24 protein-coding genes are annotated in these 26915 nt (G+C 36.2%); all 24 read left to right on the forward strand.

The genetic code is table 11. The features are described 5' to 3' along the window. The first annotated feature begins 8 nt into the window (after positions 1 to 8). Positions 9 to 1013: a rod shape-determining protein gene (locus RZ78_RS02675; RefSeq protein WP_034532118.1), complete on the forward strand. Its 1005-nt coding sequence runs from the start codon at positions 9 to 11 to the stop codon at positions 1011 to 1013. A gap of 57 nt (positions 1014 to 1070) precedes the next feature. After that, a complete protein-coding gene (mreC, locus tag RZ78_RS02680) occupies positions 1071 to 1922 on the forward strand; it encodes a rod shape-determining protein MreC (protein WP_054608053.1) in 852 nt (283 codons plus the stop codon). A gap of 11 nt (positions 1923 to 1933) precedes the next feature. Continuing rightward, entirely contained in the window at positions 1934 to 2452 is a 519-nt protein-coding gene (mreD, locus tag RZ78_RS02685) for a rod shape-determining protein MreD (RefSeq protein WP_054608054.1), read from the forward strand. 33 nt (positions 2453 to 2485) lie between these two features. Continuing rightward, positions 2486 to 3157 carry a septum site-determining protein MinC gene (locus RZ78_RS02690; protein WP_034534333.1) on the forward strand — a complete coding sequence of 224 codons (672 nt, stop codon included), beginning with the start codon at positions 2486 to 2488 and terminating at the stop codon, positions 3155 to 3157. Further along, complete coding sequence (gene minD, locus RZ78_RS02695) at positions 3157 to 3960, forward strand: septum site-determining protein MinD (protein ID WP_034534331.1); 804 nt, start codon at positions 3157 to 3159, stop codon at positions 3958 to 3960. The genes RZ78_RS02690 and minD overlap by 1 nt, the downstream gene beginning before the upstream one ends. Positions 3961 to 4278: 318 nt before the next feature. Continuing rightward, positions 4279 to 4917, forward strand: a complete 639-nt coding sequence (locus RZ78_RS02700) for an amino acid ABC transporter permease (protein ID WP_034534329.1) — start codon at positions 4279 to 4281, stop codon at positions 4915 to 4917. 11 nt (positions 4918 to 4928) lie between these two features. Continuing rightward, positions 4929 to 5567 carry an amino acid ABC transporter ATP-binding protein gene (locus RZ78_RS02705; protein ID WP_054608055.1) on the forward strand — a complete coding sequence of 213 codons (639 nt, stop codon included), beginning with the start codon at positions 4929 to 4931 and terminating at the stop codon, positions 5565 to 5567. Between the two features lie 3 nt (positions 5568 to 5570). Further along, the gene (locus RZ78_RS02710; RefSeq protein WP_054608056.1) at positions 5571 to 6434 is read left to right on the forward strand and encodes an amino acid ABC transporter substrate-binding protein; all 864 of its coding nucleotides are present in this window, start codon (positions 5571 to 5573) and stop codon (positions 6432 to 6434) included. Between the two features lie 20 nt (positions 6435 to 6454). Further along, positions 6455 to 7729, forward strand: a complete 1275-nt coding sequence (gene yfmF / locus RZ78_RS02715) for an EF-P 5-aminopentanol modification-associated protein YfmF (protein ID WP_054608057.1) — start codon at positions 6455 to 6457, stop codon at positions 7727 to 7729. Next, entirely contained in the window at positions 7719 to 8975 is a 1257-nt protein-coding gene (gene yfmH / locus RZ78_RS02720) for an EF-P 5-aminopentanol modification-associated protein YfmH (protein ID WP_054608058.1), read from the forward strand. Before yfmF ends, yfmH begins: the two co-directional genes overlap by 11 nt. Positions 8976 to 9053: 78 nt before the next feature. Then, on the forward strand, positions 9054 to 9908 hold the full coding sequence (locus tag RZ78_RS02725) for a helix-turn-helix domain-containing protein (protein ID WP_054608059.1): 855 nt from the start codon (positions 9054 to 9056) through the stop codon (positions 9906 to 9908). A 47-nt stretch (positions 9909 to 9955) separates the two neighbouring features. Continuing rightward, a complete protein-coding gene (gene pgsA / locus RZ78_RS02730; protein WP_034532136.1) occupies positions 9956 to 10543 on the forward strand; it encodes a CDP-diacylglycerol--glycerol-3-phosphate 3-phosphatidyltransferase in 588 nt (195 codons plus the stop codon). Positions 10544 to 10587: 44 nt separating this feature from the next. Continuing rightward, entirely contained in the window at positions 10588 to 11055 is a 468-nt protein-coding gene (locus RZ78_RS02735; RefSeq protein ID WP_054608060.1) for a CinA family protein, read from the forward strand. Positions 11056 to 11145: 90 nt separating this feature from the next. Continuing rightward, entirely contained in the window at positions 11146 to 12192 is a 1047-nt protein-coding gene (recA, locus tag RZ78_RS02740) for a recombinase RecA (RefSeq protein WP_034532137.1), read from the forward strand. Between the two features lie 193 nt (positions 12193 to 12385). Further along, positions 12386 to 13951, forward strand: a complete 1566-nt coding sequence (rny, locus tag RZ78_RS02745; protein WP_034532139.1) for a ribonuclease Y — start codon at positions 12386 to 12388, stop codon at positions 13949 to 13951. Between the two features lie 79 nt (positions 13952 to 14030). Continuing rightward, on the forward strand, positions 14031 to 14831 hold the full coding sequence (locus RZ78_RS02750; RefSeq protein WP_041152719.1) for a TIGR00282 family metallophosphoesterase: 801 nt from the start codon (positions 14031 to 14033) through the stop codon (positions 14829 to 14831). Between the two features lie 23 nt (positions 14832 to 14854). Further along, entirely contained in the window at positions 14855 to 17476 is a 2622-nt protein-coding gene (mutS, locus tag RZ78_RS02755) for a DNA mismatch repair protein MutS (protein ID WP_054608061.1), read from the forward strand. 15 nt (positions 17477 to 17491) lie between these two features. Continuing rightward, positions 17492 to 19432 (forward strand): DNA mismatch repair endonuclease MutL, encoded by a 1941-nt coding sequence (gene mutL / locus RZ78_RS02760; RefSeq protein WP_054608062.1) that lies wholly within the window; start codon positions 17492 to 17494, stop codon positions 19430 to 19432. Positions 19433 to 19445: 13 nt separating this feature from the next. Beyond that, the gene (gene ruvA / locus RZ78_RS02765; RefSeq protein ID WP_054608063.1) at positions 19446 to 20063 is read left to right on the forward strand and encodes a Holliday junction branch migration protein RuvA; all 618 of its coding nucleotides are present in this window, start codon (positions 19446 to 19448) and stop codon (positions 20061 to 20063) included. Between the two features lie 13 nt (positions 20064 to 20076). Then, positions 20077 to 21087: a Holliday junction branch migration DNA helicase RuvB gene (gene ruvB / locus RZ78_RS02770; RefSeq protein WP_053791659.1), complete on the forward strand. Its 1011-nt coding sequence runs from the start codon at positions 20077 to 20079 to the stop codon at positions 21085 to 21087. Positions 21088 to 21154: 67 nt separating this feature from the next. Further along, complete coding sequence (gene yajC / locus RZ78_RS02775) at positions 21155 to 21469, forward strand: preprotein translocase subunit YajC (protein WP_080695532.1); 315 nt, start codon at positions 21155 to 21157, stop codon at positions 21467 to 21469. Between the two features lie 127 nt (positions 21470 to 21596). Further along, complete coding sequence (locus RZ78_RS02780) at positions 21597 to 22574, forward strand: DHH family phosphoesterase (RefSeq protein WP_424580128.1); 978 nt, start codon at positions 21597 to 21599, stop codon at positions 22572 to 22574. Positions 22575 to 22577: 3 nt separating this feature from the next. Beyond that, a complete protein-coding gene (locus tag RZ78_RS02785; protein WP_053791660.1) occupies positions 22578 to 23939 on the forward strand; it encodes a DEAD/DEAH box helicase in 1362 nt (453 codons plus the stop codon). Positions 23940 to 24204: 265 nt separating this feature from the next. Continuing rightward, positions 24205 to 26847: an alanine--tRNA ligase gene (gene alaS / locus RZ78_RS02790; RefSeq protein ID WP_054605496.1), complete on the forward strand. Its 2643-nt coding sequence runs from the start codon at positions 24205 to 24207 to the stop codon at positions 26845 to 26847. The last annotated feature ends 68 nt before the right edge of the window (positions 26848 to 26915 follow it).

A 26915-nucleotide genomic window follows, 5' to 3' on the forward strand; every position in this document is an offset into this window, starting at 1 on the left:
GAAAAACTGTGTTTGGATTTGGAACTAAAAATATTGGAATTGATTTAGGAACTGCCAACACAATTGTTTACGTTGATGGTAAAGAAATTGTGTTAAGAGAACCTTCAGTTGTTGCTAAGAATACAAAAACTGGAGAAATCGTTGCAGTTGGACAAGAAGCAAGAGATATGATTGGTCGTACTCCTGCTAGTATTTCTGCAATTAGACCTATGAAAGATGGGGTAATTGCTGACTACGAAACTACTGTTACAATGCTAAAATACTACATTAACAAGACTGTAGGACATGCTTCAGGTAAGCCTTACGTTATGGTCTGTGTACCAAGTGGTATTACTGCTGTTGAAAAGAGAGCCGTAATCGATGCAACTCGTGTTGCTGGTGCAAAGGATGCTTACGTAATTGAAGAACCTTTTGCAGCTGCCATTGGTGCAGGTCTACCAATCATGGACCCAACTGGTAGCATGGTTGTTGATATTGGTGGTGGTACTACTGATGTTGCTACTATCTCATTAGGTGGTATCGTATCAAGTAGATCACTTCGTGTAGCCGGTGACCGTCTAAACGACGCAATTGCCGCTTACATCAGAAAGAAGTACAACCTACTAATCGGTGAAAGAACTGCTGAAAAGCTAAAATGGGATATCGGTTCAGCTTCAATTGAAGGTGCTAAAGATATCGAAAACGTTACTATTCGTGGTAGATACCTACTAACTGGTTTACCAAAGAGTGTGGAAATTACTGCTGAAGACGTAGCAAACGCTATTTCAGAACCAATTCAAGAAATCATTGGAACTGTTAAGGAAACCCTTGAAGAAACATCTCCAGAAATCTCTGCCGATGTTATCGATCATGGTATTGTCTTAACTGGTGGTGGTGCTTTATTGAAGAACTTGCCACAAGTTATTTCAGAAGCTACTAAGGTTCCAGTTTCAATCGCTAAGAACCCGCTAGATTGTGTTGCAATCGGAACTGGTGAATCATTAAAGAGCATTGATATTATGAAGAGAAAATAGATTAAATAAGCGGGGAGGTTATCTTCCCGCTTATTTACTAGTTCGGAGGATTGAAAAATGCGTAAGTTTTTCTCCAATCGAAAGTGGTTAACTGCCATTTTGATTTTTATTATTTGTTTAGGTTTCATTTCCGTTTCTGTTTCAACCAGAAATAACAAATCAATGCCACCGTTTATCCAACGTTTTGGAAATGACGTGGTTGGAATTGCTAGTTGGACTGTTGCTGTTCCTGCAAACTCAGTTAGACATGCTGGAGAAACTGTAAACAATCTAATTAACACATACAAAGAAAATCAAAAGCTAAAAGCACAAGTAGAAACAATTACAGCAACCAAGGTTAGAGACCAAGCTATTCAAAGCGAAAATGATCAACTAAAACGTGAACTTAAAATTAAAAGTGGTTTAGCTGATTACAATCCAATTGTTGCTGAAGCTTTAGTTAGAACTCCATCAGCATGGAACGACCAATTTGTTATTAACAAGGGTTCATCTGCTGGGGTTAAGAAGAATATGTCCGTTCTTGGCGCTAAAGGATTAATCGGACGTGTCATCGAAGTTAATAACAGTAACAGTAAAGTAGAATTAATTTCTAACACTGTTGATTCTGACAATAAGTTCCCGGTTGAAGCTACCAATTCAAATGGTGAAACTGTTAACGGAATTATTAACGGTTATGACAGAAAGACTGGTCAATTAATCGTTGGTCATTTAAATACCAAGGTAAAGATTAAGGTAAATGACAAAGTATCTACAAATGGTCTTGGTGGAATTACACCAAAGGGTATTTACGTAGGTAAAGTTGCAAAGGTAACAACTGATGATTATGGAACTGCTACTAAGTTGTACATTCAAACTCCAGCAAACATGAATGATCTAGAGGTTGTTACAGTTGTAGATAAAACATCATAGGGGTGATTAGGATGAGAGAACACCAACCAATTAGATATGTTTTCATAATTGGATTGTTCATTTCTTTGTTCTTGGATGGATCAATTTCATTAATTTTTAGTCACCTTCTATATGGAAAATATATGCTAGTCCCAAGCATTACATTTGCATGGTTATTCTTTGGTATGTACTTCATTAATCGAACAAACGAACACTTTGAAATATGGGCAGCAATTGCCGGATTATTGTTTGATTTGTTCTATACCGGTATATTAGGGGTGTACGTAATTGTCTTTCCACTAGCAATCATCATCGGTAGAAAGCTATATCGTTTCTTACCAATGAACATTGTGACCGGGTTATTTTCATTTGCGTTTAACATTGCACTAATAAATGTTTTGGCTTATGGATTAAATCGTTTAATGAATGCTACTAACATGGCAGCTGGGTACTTTTTAATTCATGCAGTGATTCCGACTGTATTGTTTAACTCAGTGTTATTCTTAATTTTGTACGTGCCAATCGGGGTATTATTTGATCGAATTGAGTAGAGTAATAAAAGAGATAAGAGGGAGTATCTATAAATGCAATCTGTAGTACTTAAAGGAACCAAAGACGGATATGAGTTAATCCTAAAAGAAACAGCTAGTGTGAGAGAAATTCTAGTTGATTTGAAACAACTACTAGAAGGCCTTGGCGAAGAAAGTGAAAAAGGCAAAGACCAATTACATTTGAATGTTCAGATGGGTAACAGATTGATGTCAGAAGAAGATAAAAATGATATCATTAAGTTAGTTGATGACTACGAAAATCTAGTTATCGATAACTTTTTATCCAACGTTATTACCAAGGAAGAATCTGCTAAAATCATGGCACAAAACAATGTTGAAGTGATGAGCAGAGTGATTAGAAATGGTCAGGAAGTAAACGTCGATGGTGATGTTTTATTCTTTGGTAAGATTCATGAAGGTGGAAAGTTAATTGCCACTGGTAATGTGTTTAATATGGGAGTTATCGAAGGAATTGTTCAAGCAGGTTTTCCTGATGACGAAAGTAAGTTAATCATCGGTAATTTACATACAGCACAACAAGTTCGTGTAGGAGAACAATACGATATTGTAGCGGATCGTCCAATTGAGGATTCTGAAAAGACAGTAGTATATGTAAACGACCTACACGTGCTAAGTTATGGTAAAATAAAGAATCTAAAAGAGATTAATCCGAAGTTCTTTAATCGAATTGGAGGTATTGAATAATGGGAAAAGCCATTGTAATTACATCAGGTAAAGGTGGAGTTGGAAAGACAACTTCAAGTGCTAATATTGGAATTGCGTTAGCAATGATGGGAAAAAGAGTGTGTTTGATTGACTTAGATATTGGTCTAAGAAACCTAGATGTTGTTATGGGTCTAGATAATCGTGTTATGTACGATATCGTAGATGTTGCAACTGGTAGAGTAAAGCTAGTTCAAGCAATGGTGAAAGATAAGCGTTTTGATGACTTATTATATCTATTACCTGCAGCCCAAAATACTGATAAGACAGCTCTAAACGAAGAACAAGTAAAGAGCATTGTTGATGAATTAAAACCAGATTTTGACTATGTCTTTATTGACTGTCCAGCCGGAATCGAACAAGGTTTCATTAACGCCGTTTCTGGTGCTGATGGTGCAATCGTTGTTACCACTCCAGAAATTTCAGCCGTTCGTGATGCCGATCGAGTAATTGGTTTATTAGAACAACATCCACTTCAAGAAACACCAAAATTAATCATTAATCGTATCAGAAAATCATTGATGCAAGATGACAACTATATGGATGTTGATGAAATCACTACCCATTTAGGAATTGATTTATTAGGTATCATCTTAGATGATGACAAGGTTATTAGTACCTCAAATAACGGTGAATCAATTGTTATGAACCCAGACAACCCAACAGCCCAAGGTTACAGAAACGTAGCTAGAAGACTTGAAGGTGAAACAGTTCCATTGATGAAGATTGATGTCAAAAAGGAAAGTGCATGGGATAAGTTTAAGCATTTATTTAAACGTAACTAAACTTTATTATTGACTTACGATTGAAATTAAGTTATTTTATTAATTATTAAAAGACTTTGAGCAGAAATGCATTTGTATGTAATTCACAGAGATCCTAGTAACAGGTGAAAGCTAGGTAATTACAGCAGGTGTTCACATCTGTGAGTTGTTATTCTGAACGTAATTAGGAATAAACCGGTGCAGCCGTTATCTGCGAGTCAATAGACTCACTGAGCTATTTTGCGCGAGCAGAATAGGAAATTAGGTGGCACCACGTTTTCAACGTCCTTTTAGCATATTGCTAAAAGGGCGTTTTTTTTATAAAAGGAGGAATAATTAATGCAATATATTTTAGAAATATTACCTTCACTATTTTCTGGGGTAGTAACCACATTAGAGATTTTCGCATTAACAATCGTTTTATCAATCCCATTAGGAATTTTAGTTTCCCTAGCATTAACCGGAAAAAATATTATCAAAGCAATCTTTGAATTTTATGTCTGGATCATGCGTGGAACTCCGCTATTATTACAATTGATTTTTATCTTTTATGGTTTACCAATTATCGGAATTGTATTCCCAAGATTTGAAGCAGCTGTTATCGCCTTTGTTTTAAATTATGCAGCTTACTTTGCTGAAATCTTTAGAGGTGGTTTTCAATCCATTCCAAAGAACCAATTCGAAAGTGCTAAGATGCTACGCTTAACTCGTTGGCAAACTCTTCGTAAGATTGTCATTCCGCAAGTTTTCAAAATTGTGTTACCTTCAATCGGAAACGAAGTAATTAACCTAGTTAAGGATTCATCATTAGTATACGTAATTGGTATTGGTGACTTATTACAAGCTGGAAATATTGCAACAGCACGTGACGTTACATTAGTTCCATTAATTTTAGTTGCTGTATTCTACTTAGTACTAACAGCGGTATTAACATTGGTACTAAGAAAAATCGAACAACGTTTTGATTACTGGAGATAGGAGGGATTAACATGTTTCAAGTAAAAAGTTTAAATAAGAGTTTTCAAGGTAAAACCATCATCAAGGACATGAACCTATATGTTGCTGATAACGAAATCCTAAGTATTGTTGGTCCTTCCGGTGCTGGTAAGACAACACTATTAAGATGTATCACTGGTTTGGAAAAAGCCGATTCAGGTAAGTTCTTCTTGGATGGCGAAGAAATTGATCCAACTGATGATTCAAAATCAGTTATTGGGGTAGTATTCCAAGACTTTGGGTTATTCCCAAACTTGACTGTCATTGAAAACATCATCTTGGCACCACAATTAGTGTTAAAAAAGTCAAAAGAAGAAGCATTAAAAGAAGCACAAGAATTAATCGACAAGCTAGATTTAACTGGTAAGGAATCACTTTACCCATACCAATTATCTGGTGGACAAAAACAACGTGTGGCAATTGTTAGAACTTTGGCAATGCACCCAAAGATTATTTGCTACGATGAACCAACATCTGCATTGGATCCTAAGTTAAGTGAAGAAGTTGGAAAGATTATTTTAGATTTAAAGAAACAAAATATCACACAACTTGTGGTTACCCACGATGTGGCATTTGCAAAACAAGTTGCTGACAAGGTAAAGGAAGTTAGACCATTTAAAGAGGAGGGGTAGTCTATGAAGACCAAAGTTTTAAAAATGGTTGGAATTATTAGTGTTTGTTTGATGGCCGTTATCATGCTATCTGGTTGTGAATCTGTTACACAAAAAGCAGATCATCAAGATACATGGAGCCGCATTGAAAAGAACAAGCAAGTTACCATTGGTCTAGATGTTACCTTCGTTCCGATGGGGTTTGAAAACCAAAGCGGTAAAATCGTCGGCTTTGATGTCGACTTAGCCAAGGCTGTGTTTAAACAATATGGTATTAAGCCAGTCTTTCAACCTATCGATTGGTCAATGAACGTAACCGAGTTGAGAAATACCACCATTGATTTAATTTGGAATGGTTTCACAATTACTCCCGAACGACAAGCTGTTGTTAACTTCAGTAAGCCTTACTTGGCAAATGACCAAGAACTAGTTACTTTGAAATCATCTCACATTAATAAATTTAGTGATATGAAGGGCAAGTATTTAGGTGCCCAAAATGGTTCAGCTGGTCTAAATGATATTGACGATCAACCAAAATTATTGAAACAATATATTAAAAACCAATCACCAATTCTATACAATTCATTTACTAATGCATTTATTGACTTGAATCATGGTAGAATTAGTGGATTGTTAATTGATAGCACATATGCAAACTATTACATTGCACACCAACCTAACCCTGACATGTACAAGGTCGTTAGAGGTAAATTCCCACCAGAAGAATTTGGTGTCGGAATCCGCAAAGGTGATAAGACAATGCAAGCTAAGATTAATGCTGCATTCAAGAAGCTAGCAAAGAATGGTGAATTAGAAAAGATTTATAAGAAGTGGTTCGGTAAGAACTACAACTCACCATTAATGAAATTAACAAATAATACGAAATAAGAACTAGAGGTGGGGTTTTGTTGCATAAGAAATTAGCTAATGGAGTAGACTTAAATGTTATTTTAGAAGATAAATTCAAAACAATTTCATTTACTTTTGATCTAGTTAGCGAGGCTATTCCAGAAAATTTTGCTAAACGAGCAGTACTTGCAGAATTGATGGAAATTAGTAATCAAGATTATCCAACGCAATCCAAATTAGCAAGATACTTATCATCAATGTATGGAGCCAGTTTTGGAACCAACGTTTTGAGATATGGTAATTTGTCAGTTCTAAGAATTAACTTGAGTATCCCAAATCCAAAATTTGTGGATGCAAAAGATGATTTATTACAACAGGCTGTTAGTTTTATTTATAGTGTAGTATTCAAGCCATTGGCTACTGATGGCCAATTTGATAAAGACACGTTTACCTTGCAAAGAAACAACATGAAAAAGTATGTTGAATCAGTGGCAGATGACAAACAGTACTATGCTTCAATTCAATTGAAGAAATTATTTTACAAGGACTACCTAAACCGTGGTTCTTTTATATTTGGAACACCAAATGACTATGACATAATAGATAGTCAAAATGAATATGAATACTATTCAAACGTTTTAAATAACGATAATATCAAGATTTCTGTTATCGGGGATGTTGATGAAGAAAGAATTTATAACTTGTTTGATCAATTTAAATTGTTAAATCGAAGTGTAGAATATGAATTAGCACCACTAACTTCATTTAAGATGAATGATGATGTTGAAATGGTCGATAAGAAGATTCAATCATCACAAAGTTGTTTGAATTTAGGTTACCGTTTGCCAATTTTCTACAATAATAAAGAAGCGATGGCAGCGGTATTGTTCAATGCTATTTTTGGTGGGACACCACAATCTAAACTATTCAAAAATGTTAGAGAAAAGAACAGTTTGGCATACAGTGCAAGTAGTTCATACAATTCTATCAATGGGTTTGTAATGGTAAGCACTGGTATCAATTACAGCAATAAGGATAAGGTCTTAGCGATTGTTAAGGAACAATTAAACGATATCGCTAATGGAAATGTCGACATCGATGTTTTAAACAGTATTAAGGCTGAAATGATTAACGCCAAAAAAGCTGTTTTGGACAGTCCTCGTCAAAACATGGAACAACAATTCGTTAATGGATTGTTGAACCGAGCTCTATCATTTGATGAATGGAAACAACGGGTTAATGATGTGACAATCGACCAAATTGCTGAGGTTGCTAAAAAGGTCGAATTGAATTCAATTTTCTTCTTAGATGGGAGGATTGATGATGCAAATTAAAGAGTATCGTAAGTTTAATGAAAAAGTATATATCGAAAAGATGGATAATGGGTTGTCTGTGGTAGTTGTTCCCAAGAAGGGCTACCAAAAGACTTATGCTACACTTTCCGTACGATATGGATCTATCGATACCAACATTAATGGAAAGACTTATCCAGCAGGAATTGCCCATTTTCTAGAACATAAGATGTTCGATAAAAAAGATTATGATGCTATGGATGTTTTCTCTAAATATGGTGCAGGCTCTAATGCATTTACTAGTTTTAATAAAACAAGTTACCTATTTTCAACCACTGATAATGTTCATGAAAACCTAACTGAGTTATTGGATTTCGTGCAAGAACCTTACTTTAGTGACGCAAAGGTAGAAAAAGAAAAGGGCATCATTGGCCAAGAAATTAGTATGTATGATGATGAACCAGGAGCTGTTTTATTCTTCAAGACAGTTCAAAACATGTTCCCAGATACGCCATTGAATGTTGATATTGCCGGCACAGAGGATTCAATCTATAAGATTACCAAGCAAGACTTGTATGACTCTTATAATTACTTCTATCAACCTCAAAACATGCAACTTACAGTTGTTGGAAACGTTGTTCCTGAAGATATCTTTAAGTGGGTTAGCGATAACCAAAGTAAAAAGAGTTTTAACGAACCTAAAGATGTCAAAAGAACGACAATTCAATCTTCTGAAATTGTGAGGGAAACCACCCATTATATGGATGTAAACCGTCCTAAAGTGGCTTTAGGAATTAAAGGTGATTCTAAATACAATGGTGATATTAAATATGAACTATCCATTTCACTATTGCTACAACTTCTGTTATCAGAAGGTTCTGAGATTTATGAAAAGATGTATAACGATGGAATTATCGATGACTCATTTGGTTTTGACTTCGATTGCGAAGATCAGTTTAACTTTGCGGTATTAGCGGGTGAAACTGAAAAGATTGATGAGTTCATTGATAGAATTTCAGATGTATTGGTTAACTTTGCCGACTATATTTCAGATAAATCTGATGAGTTTGAATTAATTAAAAAAGAAGAAATTGGTCAACATGTTTCAATGATGAATTCCATTGAAGCAATTGCAAATAACATGTCAGATGAAGATCATGATTTTGAAAATATCTATGATGAAATTGAAATGATTAAACAATTAGAATTAGATGATTTAATTCGTTATGGAAAATTATTTTTAAAACCTGACATGATAGTGAAAAACAAGATTTTTCCTAAAAATTAATTAGTTTAGATGTCTAGATAATATAGCTAATTATGATATACTGTAGATGTAAAATAATAAATAAGTGGAGTAATACCTATGCAAAATAACAATGGAAAACAAGTAGAAATTGGTAAATCACTACACGAAGCACGTGTCGCCAAGGGAATGTCCATTGACGATATTCAAAAGATTACCAAAATCCAAAAACATTACCTTGAAGCAATCGAACAGGGGAACTTTGCTGAACTTCCTGGTGATTTTTACGTTCGCGCGTTTATTAAGCAATTCGCTGACACTGTTGGCGTTAACGGTATTGAACTATTGAATGAACATGACGATAGTCTACCTGATACTCAAAGCGAAGAATACGCTGATGAAGTATCAAAGGATGACGTTAATAGCCGTGTAGCTAGTCGTAGTCGTGAACAAAGAAAAGACTCATTCCGTAAGGTTATTCCAACCATCGGAATTATCGTTGCAATTCTAGTAGTTGTTTGCGGTATTTGGGCAGTCGTTGTACATACTAATAGTTCTTCTCAAACTAGCATTAGTAGCAGTTCTGTTTCAGTTACTGGTTCTTCAGAATCAAGTTCATCAAGCAGCAAAGCTGATGACAAGAAGAAAGAAGATAAGAAGTCCACTGACACTAAGACTACCATTAAGGAAGTTAGCGCTACTAAGTATAATGTAACTGGTCAAAAAGAAAACACTGTTACTTTAAAGGCTACTGGTAGAGCATGGTCATCAATCATGGCTGATAACAAGACTCTATTCCAAGGTTCACAAAACAGTGGTGATAAGAAGGATGTTAAGCTTCCAGCTGACACTAAGAGTGTTAACATTTCACTAGGTAACACCCAAGGTGCTAAGATCTTGGTTAATGGTACTGAATTGAAATACGACAAGAGCACACCTTTAACTACACAAATTACATTAGAATTTAGTAAATAAAAAAGAGGGCTTTGTTAAAGCCCTTTTTTATTTCTATGGAGGAAATTATGAATTTACCAAACAAACTTACATTAATTAGAATAATAATGATTCCATTATTCATTATCTTGCTTTCATGTGACATTAACATGGGAACAGTTATCTGGTTAGGTACAAGTATCCAAGTAACCAGAATCGTTGCAGCAATCGTTTTTGCTGCTGCATGTATTACAGACTTCTTAGATGGACAAATTGCCAGAAGACAACATTTAGTTACTAATTTCGGTAAATTTGCTGATCCATTAGCAGACAAAATGATTGTTATGTCAGCATTCATTATCCTAGTTTCATTTGGCTTTGTTCCAGCATGGGTTGCAGCTGTAATCGTATGTCGTGAACTAGCCGTTACTGGTCTAAGATTAATCGTTGTTGAAAACGATGGCCAAGTAATTGCAGCTGCATGGCCTGGTAAGATTAAGACATTCAGTCAAATGATTGCCATTATCTTATTACTATTGAATGATTTCTTATTCATTCCATTTACAACCATTGGTTTTGGTACATTATTACTTTACATCTGCTTATTCTTTACTGTTTACTCAGGTGTTGAATACTTCTGGAAGAGTCGTTTTATTTTTGCAGATTCTTTCAAGTAAATCGATTTAATTATCGTATATATATAAGAAAGGTCGGATTATGTATGCAAATTGATACATCTATTGTTAACAAGCTTATTGACGATAAAATCACCATAACCGGAGCAGAAAGTTTAACGGCAGGGATGTTTCAATCCACTATTGGTGGAGTCCCCGGTGTTTCTGCTATCTTCTATGGTGGATTTGTTACTTATTCAAATGAAGCAAAGGCCAAGCTATTATCAATTCCAATGGAAGTAATTGATGAATATGGTGTTGTTTCTGAACAAGTGGCGATTTGGATGGCTAAGCAATCCAAGCAAATCATGAATGTAGACGTAGGGGTATCATTTACCGGTGTTGCTGGTCCTGATAGTTTGGAAGGACAACCAGCGGGAACTGTATTTATCGGATTAGATTACAAGGAAAATCAATTTGCAAAAGAATTTCATTTTAGTGGATCACGTCAAGAAGTGCGTGAACAGTCAGTACAAGCTGCATTGAAAATGATTGAAAATGAGTATTCTAAATAATGCGAACTTTTGTTCTGTTTTTACTTGCTTTTTTAATGAGAGATTAGTATAGTATAAATATCGAATAGTTATCAAAGGGAGGTCAAATTAATGGCTGATGAACGAAAAGCGGCTCTAGATGGTGCCTTAAAACGAATTGAAAAAGAATTCGGTAAGGGTTCAATCATGAGAATGGGAGACCGTGGAGATACTAGAATTTCCACTGTACCAACAGGTTCCTTAGCACTTGATAATGCATTAGGTGTTGGAGGATTCCCACGAGGAAGAATTGTTGAAATTTATGGACCTGAAAGTTCAGGTAAGACTACCATCGCGCTACAAGCTGTCGCAGAAGTACAAAAACAAGGTGGAACAGCGGCATACATCGATGCTGAAAATGCTTTGGATCCAGTATATGCTACCAACCTAGGGGTAAACATTGATGATTTACTTCTATCACAACCTGATACTGGTGAACAAGGTTTACAAATTTGTGACGCCCTTGTATCAAGTGGTGCCATTGATATCGTAGTTGTCGATTCAGTTGCGGCTTTAGTACCTAGAGCTGAAATTGAAGGTGAAATGGGTGATGCTCACGTTGGTTTGCAAGCTCGTTTAATGTCACAAGCACTACGTAAGTTATCTGGATCAATTAACAAGACTAAGACTATAGCTCTATTTATTAACCAAATTAGAGAAAAAGTTGGTGTTATGTTTGGTAACCCAGAAACTACACCTGGGGGACGTGCTCTTAAGTTCTATTCAACTATCAGACTAGAAATCAGAAGAGCTGAACAAATTAAAGATGGTACTGACATTATTGGTAACAGAACTAAGATCAAAGTTGCCAAGAATAAGGTAGCTCCTCCATTCAAGCGTGCCGAAGTTGATATCATGTACGGTCAAGGTATTTCACAAACTGGTGAATTAGTTGATATGGCCGTTGAACAAGATATCATTGGTAAGTCTGGTTCATGGTACTCATACGGTGAAGAAAGAATTGGTCAAGGTCGTGAAAACGCAAAACAATTCTTACAAGATAATCCGGACAAAATGGAAGAAATTAACAAAAAAGTTCGTGCTGCATATGGCATGGGCGAAGATGATTCTGAATCAGGTGAAGCTGAACAAACAAGTTTGGACACTGGTGAAGAATAACGATAAAGAAGCCGAAAGGCTTTTTTATTTTGCAAAAGAAAATAACATGTGTTGACACTTTCACAACTAAAATTTAAAATATAGTAATGTACATTGAACTATTTATTTAGTTCGCAAAATGACTAATAAATCATTCAATGCGCAGTTATCAAAAACTTAATTAAATTAGATGATGTGGAGGTGCAATAAGCCTATGACTTATTTTTTACCTATGATCCTCGCAATCATCGCTGCTTTTGTAGTTGGTATCTCTGTGGGAATGTTTTCTAACAAGAAAATTGTTGATAAGAAATTAACAAAGGCCCACATGAGTGCACAAGATATTTTGGAAGATGCTAAACGACAAGCTCAAACCTCAGCTAAGGAAGCAATTCTTGAAGCTAGAGAAAAGAGTAACCATTATCGTTCAAACATCGAAAAAGAAATTAAGCAAAGACGAATTGAAGTTCAACGACAAGAAAATCGTCTAATTCAACGTGAAGATTCTTTAGATCGTAAAGATGATGCTTTTGATAAGCGTGAAGATTCATTGAATAAGCGTGAAGAAAAGCTTAATTCAAACCAAAAGAAACTTGAACAAAAGCAACAGCAAGCTGATATGCTAGTTAAACAACGTCAAGATGAGTTAGAACGTATCTCTTCACTTTCTCAAGAAGAAGCACAAGAGCTAATTATTAACGAAACAAAGAAAGAATTAGCTGACGAACGTGCCAAAATGGTTAAAGATAGTTATAACCTAGCTCGTAAGGAATCTTCTGAGAATGCCAAGAATCTAGTTATTGAAGCGATTCAACAAAGTGCTGCTGATATCGTATCTGAAACCACAGTTTCAGTTGTTAACCTACCTAACGATGATATGAAAGGTCGTATCATCGGACGCGAAGGTAGAAACATCAGAACCTTTGAAACCCTAACAGGAATTGATTTGGTTATTGATGATACTCCAGAAGCAGTTGTGCTAAGTGGATTTGATCCAATTAGAAGAGAAGTTGCCAAGATGGCACTTGAAAGCCTAATTAAGGATGGTCGTATCCACCCAGCTCGAATCGAAGAAATGGTAGATAAGAGTCGTCGAGAACTTGATGAAAAGATTCAAGAAATTGGTGAAGAAACAGTATTTGATTTAGGAATTCATTCATTGAGTCCTGAAATGATTATGATGATTGGTAAATTGAAGTTCAAGATTTACCATGGTCGTAATGTTTTGAGCCATTCTATTGAAGTTGCGAAGTTGTCAGGTGTCTTAGCCGCAGAATTAGGCGAAGACGTCGTATTAGCAAAACGCGCAGGATTGTTGCACGAAATTGGTCGCTCTGCAGATAATGAAACAGAAGGTTCTCACATTGACCTTGGTGTTGACTTAGCCAAGAAGTTCAAAGAAAGTCCAGTTGTTATTGACTCAATTGCAGCCGATAATGAAGACAGTGAACCTAAGTACATCATTTCTGAATTAGTTAATATCGCAAACAAGATTGCGATTGCTAGACCAGGTGCAAAGAGTAAATCTCTTGAAAGCTTTGTTCATCGTCTAGAAAGTTTGGAAACAATTAGTGATAGCTTCGAAGAAGTAAACAAGAGCTACGCAATTCAAGCCGGACGTGAAATTAGAGTGATTGTAAAACCAGAAAAAGTTTCTGATACTCAAGCAGTTGTTTTAGCTAGAGATATTAAAAATAAGATTGAAGAGGATATGGAATATCCTGGTCATATCAAGGTTACAATTATTAGAGAAGTAAGATCAATCGAATATGCAAAATAAAAAAAGGGCTTTTGCCCTTTTTTATTTTATGTAAAACGATGTAAAATAGTATATATATAATAATGAATTGAGGACGAAAATGAGAATACTATTTTTAGGTGACGTAGTAGGTAACTTGGGGGTAGAGATGGTAAGCAAGTATCTACCAATTCTAAAAAGAGACTACAAGCCACAGGTAACGATTGTAAATGGTGAAAATTCAACATCATTTGGTCGCGGAATTAATAAAAAAGTATATAAACAAATTATGAGTGCAGGGACTGACGTAATTACATTAGGAAACCATGCATGGAATAACGAAGAAATCTTCGATTTTATCGATGATACCAAAAAATTAGTACGTCCTCTTAATTATCCTGGTAAGGATGTACCGGGTAGTGGATATACAATTATTAACGTTAATAATAAGAAATTAGCGGTTGTTAATTTACAAGGAAGAATCTTTATTGATCCAATCGATGATCCTTTCCAAAAGATTGACGAACTTATCAGTGAAATTAAAAAAGAAGCGGATGCAATTTTTGTTGATTTTCACGCTGAAACAACCAGTGAGAAGAAAGCAATGGGGATGTATCTAGATGGTCAAATTTCTGCGATCGTGGGAACTCATACACATGTGCAGACCAATGATGACCAAATTCTAAAAAACGGCACAGCGTTCATTTCTGACGTTGGAATGTGTGGACCATTTGATAGTGTCTTAGGAATGAAGTATGAAAATATCATTCATCGTTTCATTACCCAACGTCCAACTAGATTTGAAGTTGAAGAAAAGGGACGTGGAATCGTCTCCGGATGTGTTATCGATTTAAGAGATGATGGCACTGCCAGATCTATTGAAAAAATATTAATTGATCCAAATCACCCATATAAGGGTTAGTAGCAAAGGAGGATATTGTTTTAATGGCTAGTAAAACTAAACAAACACCAATGATGGAACAATATCAGAAAGTAAAAGATCAATACCCAGATGCTTTTGTTTTTTATCGTCTTGGTGACTTTTATGAAATGTTCAATGAAGACGCGGTAAAGGGTGCCCAAATTCTTGAACTAACATTAACTTCTAGAAGTAAGAATGCCGACAATCCAATTCCAATGTGTGGAGTGCCACACAAAGCGGTTGAATCATACATCGATACCTTAATCGATAAGGGGTACAAAGTCGCAATTGTAGAACAAATGGAAGACCCTAAATTGGCAAAGGGAATGGTTAAAAGAGCCGTTACCCAATTAGTTACTCCAGGTACCAGAACTACAATGGGTGCCGAAAATGCTAAGGATAATAACTACTTAACAGCAATTGAATATTCAGATGCTGGTTATGGTTTTGCATACGCTGAACTATCTACCGGTGAATTAAAGACCACTGTTTTAAGTAATATGAACAGTGTTTTAAACGAGTTGATGACTCTACAAACTAAGGAAGTAATCGTTAACCGTGAAATTCCTGAAAAAGATGTCGCACTAATTAATAAAGTTGGAATCTTGGTTTCATATCAAGATGACATTAAAGAATTAGATGATATGAGATATCTTTCAGAAGGCTTAAGACAAGACCTAGAAAAGAAGGTCGTAAATCGTCTAACTACTTACATTGTGGACACTCAAAAACGTAGCCTTTCTCACATGAAGGCAGCCGTTGCATACAAGCCAGCTGAATTTTTGAAGATGGATCATAATTCACAATACAACCTTGAATTAACCAAGAACCTTAGAACCAACAAAAAGTCAGGTAGTTTACTATGGTTATTGGATGAAACCAAGACAGCGATGGGTGGTAGAAAATTACGTGAATGGATTGACCATCCACTAATTGATAAATCATCCATCGAAAATCGTCAAAACCAAGTCGATGATTTATTAAACCATTACTATGAACGTAGTGAAATCACTGACATGTTAGTGAAGGTCTACGATTTGGAAAGACTTGCCGGTAAGGTTTCCTTTGGTTCAGTTAACGGTCGTGACTTAGTTCAATTAAAGACATCATTACAACAAATTCCAAAGATTAAATATATCTTGGATGAAATGGATACAAAATCATTTGATGAAATTAACAATGATTTAGACCCAGTTGATGAAGTGTCAGAACTGATTGAAAAGGCAATTACTGAAGAACCACCAATCTCAGTCACTGATGGTGGAGTTATTAAAGATGGCTACAACGAAATGTTGGATCAATACAGGGATGCAATGAACAACGGAAAACAATGGATTGCTGAACTAGAAAGCAAAGAACGTGAGCTTACCGGTATCAATAACCTAAAGATTGGTTACAATCACGTTTTCGGTTACTACATCGAAGTATCAAAGGCCAACCTAAGCAAGTTGCCAGAAGATAGATATGAAAGAAAGCAAACTCTTACCAATGCTGAAAGATTTTCTACTCCTGAATTAAAGGAAAAAGAAAAGTTAATCATTGAAGCACAAGAAAAATCCAAGACCTTAGAATATGAATTATTCAGTGAAGTCCGCGATGTTGTTAAGAGTGCAATTCAAAGACTACAAAAACTAGCCAATGCGGTATCCAGTTTGGATGTAATGCAAAGCTTTGCATCTATTTCAGATGAATACAGATTGGTTCGTCCAACTTTAAATGAAGAACACAAGCTAGAAATCATTGATGGTAGACATCCGGTGGTTGAAAAGGTTATGGGTCATCAATCATACGTACCAAACGATGTGATTATGGATCCAGGAACAAACGTCTTGTTAATTACAGGTCCTAATATGTCTGGTAAGAGTACCTACATGCGTCAATTGGCATTAACAGTCATCATGGCCCAAATTGGTTGTTTTGTTCCTGCTAAGTCTGCCGAAATGCCAATTTTTGACCAAATATTTACCAGAATTGGTGCTGCTGATGATTTGATTTCTGGACAAAGTACTTTCATGGTGGAAATGAAGGAATCAAACGAAGCGATTCAAAATGCTACCGATAACAGTTTGATCTTATTCGATGAAATTGGTAGAGGGACAGCCACATACGATGGAATGGCGTTAGCTCAATCAATCATTGAATATGTTCACAATCACATCCATGCTAAGACACTATTTTCTACTCACTACCATGAATTGACTGAACTAGCCGACTCATTGGATGAACTACAAAACGTTCATGTTGGTGCGGTTGAAAAAAACGGTGAACTAGTCTTTCTACACAAGGTGAAGAAGGGTGCTGCCGATAAATCATATGGTATTCACGTTGCAAAATTAGCTGGTTTACCAAATGAATTATTATCCAGAGCAGACGTCATCTTAAGTGACTTGGAAAACAACAATGAAAAGACTAATACCGACAATGTTGTCATGGCAGAAAAATCAAGTCCAGTCGTTGAAGATGAAATTGATGAACCAGAACAACAACTTTCATTGTTTGGGGATGTCAAAGAACCCCAAAAGAAAAAAGGTAAGAGTGGCGAAGATAAGATTCTAAAAGCTCTTAAGGACTTAGACTTGATGTCTAAGACACCAATGGATATTATGAATGAAGTATATAAATGGAAACGCGAAATTGATAAATAAATGAGGTGATTAATCTTGCATAAAATACATGAGTTATCAACAATTCTTGCTGATCAAATTGCAGCCGGTGAAGTTGTTGAACGACCTGCTTCGGTTGTAAAAGAATTAGTTGAAAATTCAATTGATGCGCAAAGTACGCAAATTGATATCAATATTGAAGATGCAGGATTAAAGAAAGTCGAAATTATCGATGATGGAATTGGGATTAATCACGATGATGTCGAAATCGCCTTTAAACGTCATGCAACAAGTAAGATTACTAACCAAAGAGATCTATTCAAGGTGCAATCCTTAGGTTTCCGTGGTGAAGCCTTGCCTTCAATCGCTTCAGTGTCAGATGTTCATTTGAAAACATCGACTGGGGATGAAGGAACTCAGATTCATATCAAGGGTGGCGAAATTAAAGAAATCAAACCAGCAGAAGCTAGAAGAGGAACAAGCATCTGCGTTGAGGACTTATTCTTTAATACACCTGCTAGATTGAAATACATGAAGACCATCAAGACTGAATTAGCCAAGATTTCTGATATTGTTGATCGTTTAGCAATTGGCCATCCTAATATCGCATTTTCGTTGGTTCATAACCAAAGAGAAATCTTAAGAACATCAGGTAGAGGCCAACTGCAACAGGTGATTGGTGATATTTATGGTGCCAAGAACTTAAAGCGTATTATTAAAATTAAAAATGCTGATAATGACTTTAAGATTAGTGGTTTTGTAAGTTTGCCTGAATTAACAAGAGCTTCTAGAAACTATGTCACCATCACTTTGAATGGTCGATACGTTAAAAACTATGCTTTATTCAAAGCAATCACCGATGGTTATGGTTCTAAGCTAATGGTTGGTCGTTATCCAATTGCTGTATTAAATATCGAATTGGATCCGGTTTTAACGGATGTCAATGTTCATCCAACCAAACAAACCGTTAGAATTAGCAAGGAAGATCAGTTATGTAATTTGGTCGCCAAAACAATCTATGATACGATTTATCAAGAAAATCTAATTCCAGAAGTGATGACTAGAGACCGTGCTGTTCAACCAAGATATACTACTGAACAGTTGCAAATGCAAATCAATCAATATTCTCAGACAAGGGAAGAACCAAAGAGTGAACCTTTAGTTAACGATTATGTTGAGCCCGTTTTACAACCTCAAGCTGAAGAAAAAGAAGCAACACCTAAGGAAGACATCAAGACTTCTGATATTGATGCTATTTACATCAGTAATAAGGCACAATTAAATGATGAAGATGTAAAAAGTTTTGCTCATCGCTACGAACACCCCGTAACTCCATTTGGGGAAGATGAAGTGACTGATGATGAGGTATCAAACAACGATAATCAACTACGTTTTCCTAAACTTTTGTATATTGGTCAACTTCACGGAACTTATCTAATTGCTGAATCAGACGATGGTATGTACATTGTCGACCAACATGCTGCTCAAGAAAGAATTAACTATGAACGATTGAGAACTGAGATTGGAGAGGTATCTAACGACCAACAAAGTTTGTTAGTGCCACTAGTCTTGGATTATCCTAATCGTGATGCGTTAATCATTCAAGAAAAGTTGGGGATGTTACAAGAAGTTGGCCTAAATGTTGAACCATTTGGGAAGAACAGCTTCGTAGTAAAGCAACATCCAACATGGATTGAAGAAGGTAACGAGGAAGAAACCATTCGAGAAATGATTGATTGGGTCATTAATCATAAGAATATCTCGGTAGCTTCATTTAGAGCACAGACAGCGATTATGATGAGTTGTAAGCAAGCAATTAAGGCTAACCATCACTTGGATAGAAAACAGGCGGTTCATTTACTTGATGAATTAGCGACTGTTAACAATCCGTTTAATTGCCCTCATGGCAGACCCGTTTTAGTATCTTTTTCTAATACAGATATGGAAAAGATGTTCAAACGAATTCAAGACCCACATACTAACGACAATTTTATGTAATCGAGGATAGACTATGTTTGAATATTTAAAAGGAACCATCGAAGATGTCCAACCTGGATATATCGTAGTTGATGTAAACGGAGTTGGATACTTAGTATACACATCTAATCCATATGTATACCAAGTAGATAGTAATGAAGAAGTGAAGGTATTCATTCACCAAGCCGTGACTGATTCATCACAACTACTTTATGGATTCTCCAGCCGAGAATTAAAATCAATTTTTGAAAAATTGCTAAACGTTTCAGGAATTGGTCCTAAGAGTGCATTAGCAATTATTGCTGGAAACGATCCACAATCATTACTAAGCGCAATTAATACAGAAAACGTTACTTACTTAACTAAGTTCCCAGGTGTTGGTCAAAAGACTGCTAAGCAAATCATTCTTGATTTGAAGGGCAAACTAGACGACATTGCACCATCATTATTCGATGACTTTACTGCTGAAAATCAACCTGTATCAGATGATAAGTCAGACAACCAAGCACTTGAAGATGCATTAGAAGCACTAAGTGAATTGGGATATTCAGCACGTGACATTAAGAAGGCTAGAAAGGCCTTAGAAGATATTGAAGTTACAACTACTGAAGATTACTTAAGACAAGGTTTAAGTGCTGTAACTAAATTTTAAGGAGGAGTATTAAATGGATGACAACCGCATTATCTCAGGCGATAGTGAAGGTAGAACTGAAGAAACATTTGAAAAATCACTCCGTCCACAATACTTATCAGAGTACATTGGTCAAGACGACTTAAAGAAAGAGTTGTCAGTGTACATTAAGGCTGCTAAACAACGTGAAGAAACTTTAGACCACGTTCTGTTGTATGGACCTCCTGGGTTAGGTAAGACTACCTTAGCGATGGTGATTGCAAACGAAATGGAAGCAAACATCAAAACAACCAGTGGTCCAGCAATTGAAAAGACTGGTGATTTAGCAGCACTGCTAAACGAATTACAACCTGGTGATATTTTATTTATCGATGAAATTCATCGTCTTCCAAAGACAGTTGAAGAAATGCTTTATTCAGCAATGGAAGACTTCAGTGTTGATATCGTTGTGGGTCAAGGTCCAACAGCGCATCCTGTTCATTTACCATTGCCACCATTTACTTTGATTGGTGCAACTACCAGAGCCGGATTGCTATCAGCACCATTTAGAGATCGTTTCGGAATCGTTGAACACATGAAGTACTACAATACCGAAGATTTACAAGATATTGTTTTACGTTCAGCTGACATTTTCCATACTAAGATTTACGATCAAGGTGCACATGAAATTGCTAGACGTTCAAGAGGAACACCTAGAATTGCGAACCGTTTATTAAAACGAGTTCGTGACTTTGCTCAAGTATCTAACGATGGAAACGTTGATGTCGATATCGTTGATACTTCACTTAAAATGTTGGGTGTTGATAACGAAGGATTGGATGCAACTGATATTAAGTTGTTAAAGACCATGATTGAGTTTTACAATGGTGGACCGGTTGGTGTATCGACACTTGCTGCTAATATTGGAGAAGAAGTGAATACAATTGAAGAAATGTATGAACCATATCTTCTTCAAATTGGTTACATTAAAAGAACTGCCAGGGGTAGAGTGGTAACCGATAATGGTTATCATCACCTTAATTATCCAATTAATAGAGATAATTAGGGACTGGACTATTAATGATAATTTTGATAAGATATATATTAAATTATGAGAGGTACGGTGAACTATAATGGGTAACTACAGTGGATTTATTATTTTAATCGTATTATTTGCGATTATGTATTTCTTGGTTATTAGACCACAAAAGAAACAACAACAAAAACACGCAGAAACATTAAAACAACTTCAAAAGGGTGACCACGTAACAACTATCGGTCGCTTACACGGTATCGTTGATGATATCAACGAAGAAGAAAAGACTGTTACTTTAGACTGTGACGGCATTTACTTAGTATTTGACCTAAACGCAATCGCAAAGGTAACTGATCGTGTTGCTGACGCTAAGTCAGATGACTCAGCCAAAGAAGCTAAAGAAGAAAAATAATAAGTTGAAAGAGACAGTTTTCAGCAGTGCTGAAGGTTGTCTCTTTTGTCTGTTAAGGCCTAAACAACATAAATGACCATATGATATAATTATGTTATGAATTTATAGAAGGATATTAGGAGCGATTATGAGTAAAATGTTTAATTTTTTCAAATTATCAACGCAAAGTAAGATTATCAAAGCCATTTGCGATTTTGATACAATTATTATCCATAGACACCAACGACCAGATCCAGATGCATATGGTTCTCAAATGGGTTTAGCAAACATCATCAAGGCATCTTTTCCAAAAAAGAAGGTTTATTGTGTTGGAAAGCAATATCAAAGTTTTGATTGGTTAGGAACAACCGACGAAATTGATGACGATGTATACAAGAATGCATTGGTTATTGTTGTTGATACCGCTAACCAACCTCGAGTTGATGATGATAGATATACCCATGGAAAGATGATGATTAAGATTGACCATCATCCAAATGATGACCAATTTGGGGACATTATGTGGGTAGAACCAGAAGCATCAAGTACATCTGAATTAATCTATGATTTGTTTGAATCCTCAAAGAAGTTAAAGATTAACGCAAATGCTGGTCGCTTATTATACGCTGGTATTATTGGTGACACTGGTCGTTTCAAATATCCATCTACTTCATCAAACACATTTAGGGTAGCATCAGAATTGGCTAAGTTAGACTTCTCAATTAGTGAAGTTAACACAATTGAATCATCAATTGACTTACCAATGGCTAGACTATCCGCATATGTATATGAAAATCTAAGCATTACCGATAGTGGAGCCGCTTATATCGTATTAAGCGATGAAGTTTTGGAACCATTCAATTTGGGCAATGAAAGAACTTCAGCCGTTGTACCACTTCCTGGCAATATCAATCAAGTAACCGCTTGGGCTATCTTTATTCAAAAAGAAGATGGCACATACAAGATTAGCTTGAGATCCAAAGGACCAGCTATTAATGAATTAGCCAAAGAATTTGGCGGTGGCGGTCATGATTTGGCAAGTGGTGCCGCTGCTAAAGACGAAGATGAAATCAAGTCGGTAATTAGTAAATTAGACGAATTAGTCGCTAGTTACAAAGGAGAATAATAAATGCCAAGTACATTTAAGCAATACAATTTAAAGCCATTCATCATGGATGCTTTAGATGAATTAAACTTTAGAGAACCAACTGCTATTCAGGAAAAGATTATTCCTGAAATCCGTAAGGGTAGAAGTGTTGTTGGTCAATCAGCCACTGGTAGTGGTAAGACTCATGCATTCTTGTTACCAATTTTTGATAACTTAGACGTTGACACATTGGAAGTCCAAGCTGTTATCACCACACCAAGTCGTGAATTAGCTTACCAAATTTACAACAATGCTAAGCAACTAGCTAAGCATTCAGACAAGACCATTCATATCGCTAACTACGTTGGTGGTACTGATAAGGTTAGACAAATTGAAAAGCTAAAGAATGAACAACCACAAATCGTTATTGGAACTCCAGGCCGTATTTCTGATTTGATCAAGGGTCAACATCTACAAGTTCATACAGCTACTCAACTAGTAATTGATGAAGCTGATATGACACTAGACCTTGGTTTCTTAAACGATATCGACAACATCGCTGCTAGCTTTGGTAAGGATGTTCAAATGATGGTGTTCTCAGCAACCATTCCACAAAAATTAAAACCATTCTTGAAGAAGTATCTAGAAAATCCATACGTTGAAAACATTCCAAACAGAACTGTTATCAGTCCAACAATTGATAACTGGTTAATTTCAACTAAGGGTCAAAACAAGAACGACTTAATCTACAAATTAATCACCATGGGTGAACCTTACCTTGTATTAATCTTTGCTAACACTAGAAAACGTGTCGAAGAAATTTACGAATTCTTACGTAACCAAGGACTAAAGGTGGGAATTGTTTCTGGTGATTTAACACCACGTGAACGTAAGAGAACTATGAAACAAATTCAAAATCTTGAATTCCAATACGTTGTAGCTACTGATTTAGCTGCTCGTGGAATTGATATTGAAGGTGTTTCCGATGTTATTAACGATGATATTCCAGAAGACTTGGAATACTTCATTCACCGTGTTGGAAGAACAGGTAGAAATAACATGCCTGGAACTGCGGTTACACTTTATGCACCTGATGAAGAAGATGAGATTGATGCATTAGAAAAGATGGGCATTTCATTTAAGCCAAAGGTTATTCGTGGTGGCCGTGTTGAAGACACTTATGATCGTAACCGTAGAAAGTCACACCGTCGTGGTCATGACAAACTAGAACCAACCATGATTGGTATGATTAAAAAGAAGAAGAGAAACGTTAAGCCTGGTTACAAGAACAAGATTAAACAAGAGCTTAAGCGAAACGATGAAATGAATCGTCGTATCCAACAAAGAGAAGAAGGACGTCGTAAGAGAAAGTCCAAGAAGAACAGTTCACAACGTTATAGATAACGTTTGACACCGGTTTTAATAAACCATATAATTTAGATATAAATTAGAGAACATGCTTGTATAATTTCATTTTAAGAGACATCTTGGTTGGTGAAAAAGATGATTGGGTTTATCAAGTGCTATCTCGAGTAATAATTAAATCGCTTTCTCAGCGTTATTGAGACTTAAAGAGGTATACGAAAAACATCGTTGCAAGTAAAGTGGTACCGCGCATATAGCGTCTTTACTAGCAACGGTGTTTTTGTGCTTATTGGAGGGAATTTCTATGAAAAAATTAGATAGTAGTCAAATTCGTGCTATGTATTTGGAATTTTTCAAACAACATGGTCACACAATTGAACCAAGTGCTTCATTAGTACCAAAGGATGATCCATCACTTCTATGGATTAACTCTGGTGTTGCCACAATGAAGAAATACTTTGACGGTAGTGTTGTTCCAAAGAACCACCGTTTAACTAGTTCACAAAAGAGTATTAGAACTAACGATATCGAAAATGTTGGTAAGACAGCTCGTCACCACACATTATTCGAAATGTTAGGTAACTTCTCAGTTGGTGATTACTTCAAGAAAGAAGCAATTACATGGGCTTTTGAATTACTAACTTCACCAGAATGGTTTGGTTGGGACAAAGAAAAGCTTTACATGACTGTATATCCTGAAGATACTGATGCTAAAAAATTCTGGCAAGAAGCAGGGGTTGCTGCTGACCACTTAATCGATATGGATGACAACTTCTGGGATATTGGACAAGGTCCTTCAGGTCCAGATACTGAAATCTTCTATGACCGTGGAGAAAAATACGATAACTTAGCTCCAGATGATCCAGAAAACTACCCTGGTGGGGAAAACGAAAGATATCTCGAAGTTTGGAACATTGTGTTCTCACAATTTAACCACAAACCAGATGATACTTACGAACCACTTCCAAGAAAGAACATTGATACGGGGATGGGATTAGAACGTGTTGTTTCAATTTTTGAAGACGCACCAACTAACTTTGAAACCGACTTGTTCATGCCAATCATTGAAAAGACTCAATCACTAAGTGATGGTAAGAAGTACGGTGAAAATGCTCAAGACGATATCGATTTTAAGATTATCGCTGACCATGCTCGTGCGATTACTTTCGCTATTGGTGACGGTGCTCTTCCATCAAACGTTGGTAGAGGATACGTTATCAGACGTTTAATCAGACGTGCCATTGTTTCAGGTCACCGTTTAGGCATTAAGGATGACTTCTTATACCAATTAGTTCCAGTTGTTGGTGAAATCATGAAGTCATACTACCCAGAAGTATTGGAACAAAAGGATTACCTAGAAAAGGTTATTCATTCTGAAGAAAAGCGTTTCAATGAAACACTATCTGATGGTTTACAACTTCTTGGTGAATTAATGGACAACTTGAAGAAGACTAACCAAAAGACTGTTGAAGGAAAAGATGCATTTAAGCTATACGATACTTACGGTTTCCCACTAGAAATGACTAAGGAATACTTAGAAGATGCTGGATTCTCAGTTGATGAAACTGGTTTTAAGGCCGAAATGCAAAAGCAAAAAGAACGTGCTAGAAATGCCCGTGGAAACGATAAGTCAATGGGTGTTCAACGTGATCTATTAATCGACATTAAGACACCAAGTGAATACGTTGGTTACTCACAACTAGAAGTTGATGACGCTAAATTACTAGATATTATTGTTGATGAAAAACTAGTTGACCAAGCAGGCGCTGGAGAAGCTGAAGTTATCTTTGATAAGACACCTTTCTACGCTGAAATGGGTGGGCAAGTAGCTGACCAAGGTACCATTGTTGATGAAGATGGTAACCTATGTGCAAAGGTTACTGATGTTCAACACGCACCAAATGGTCAAAACTTACACACTGTTGAAGTAATTACTAGTCTTTCAAAAGACCACCAATACAAACTAAGTGTTGATCGTAAGTTCCACGCATTGGTTGAACATAACCATACTGCAACCCACTTATTAGACCAATCATTGAGAAATGTTTTAGGTGACCATACTCAACAAGCTGGTTCATTAGTTGAACCAAACTACCTAAGATTTGACTTTACTCACTTCGGTTCAGTTACTAAGGAAGACCTACAAAAGGTTGAAGACTTAGTTAACGAAGAAATCTTCAAGGCAGAACCTGTTACTACTGTTGAAACAGATCAAGAAACTGGTAAGAAGATGGGTGCCATCGCCTTATTCGACAGCAAGTATGGTGATAAGGTTAGAGTTGTTAGTGCCGGTGATTACTCAGTTGAATTCTGTGGTGGTAACCACGTAAGCAACACTAGTCAAATTGGATTGTTCAAGATTGTTTCAGAATCAGGTGTTGGTGCCGGTGTTAGAAGAATTGAAGCCGTAACTTCAAAAGCTGCTTTTGATTACCTAAACAACGAAGAAGCACTTCTAAAACAAGTTGCTGATCAAGTTAAGACTATCCAAGTTAAGGAAGTTCCTAACAAGGTTGCTCAATTACAAGAACAAATTAAAGACTTACAACAAAAACAAGATAAGTTAGAATCAAAAATTGCTAGCCAACAAGCTAACTCAGTTTTCGATGACGTTAAAGAAGTTAACGGAAACAAGATTATCACTGGTGTTTTGAATGTTTCAGGAATGGATCAATTAAGACAACTAGCTGATACTTGGAGAAGCAAGAACCTATCAGACGTATTAGTTCTTGGAACTCAAAGTGGTGAAAAGGCTAACCTAATTGTTGCTGTTAGTGATGAAAAGGTTAAGGATGGCATGAAGGCCGGAGACATCATTAAGTCAATTTCTAAGGAAATTAATGGTGGCGGTGGTGGCCGTCCAAACATGGCTCAAGCGGGTGGTTCAAAGCCTGAAGGATTACCTAAGGCAATGGAAGCAGCAGTGGCTTGGTTAGAAAACTTTTAAAATTAATTAATATTTAAGTTTTATTTTGTTCCAAGTAGAATTATAATAAACCTACATCATAGATTTAG

Origin of the sequence: Apilactobacillus kunkeei, from assembly GCF_001308195.1 — a bacterium.
In the GTDB taxonomy this organism is placed as follows: domain Bacteria; phylum Bacillota; class Bacilli; order Lactobacillales; family Lactobacillaceae; genus Apilactobacillus; species Apilactobacillus kunkeei_C.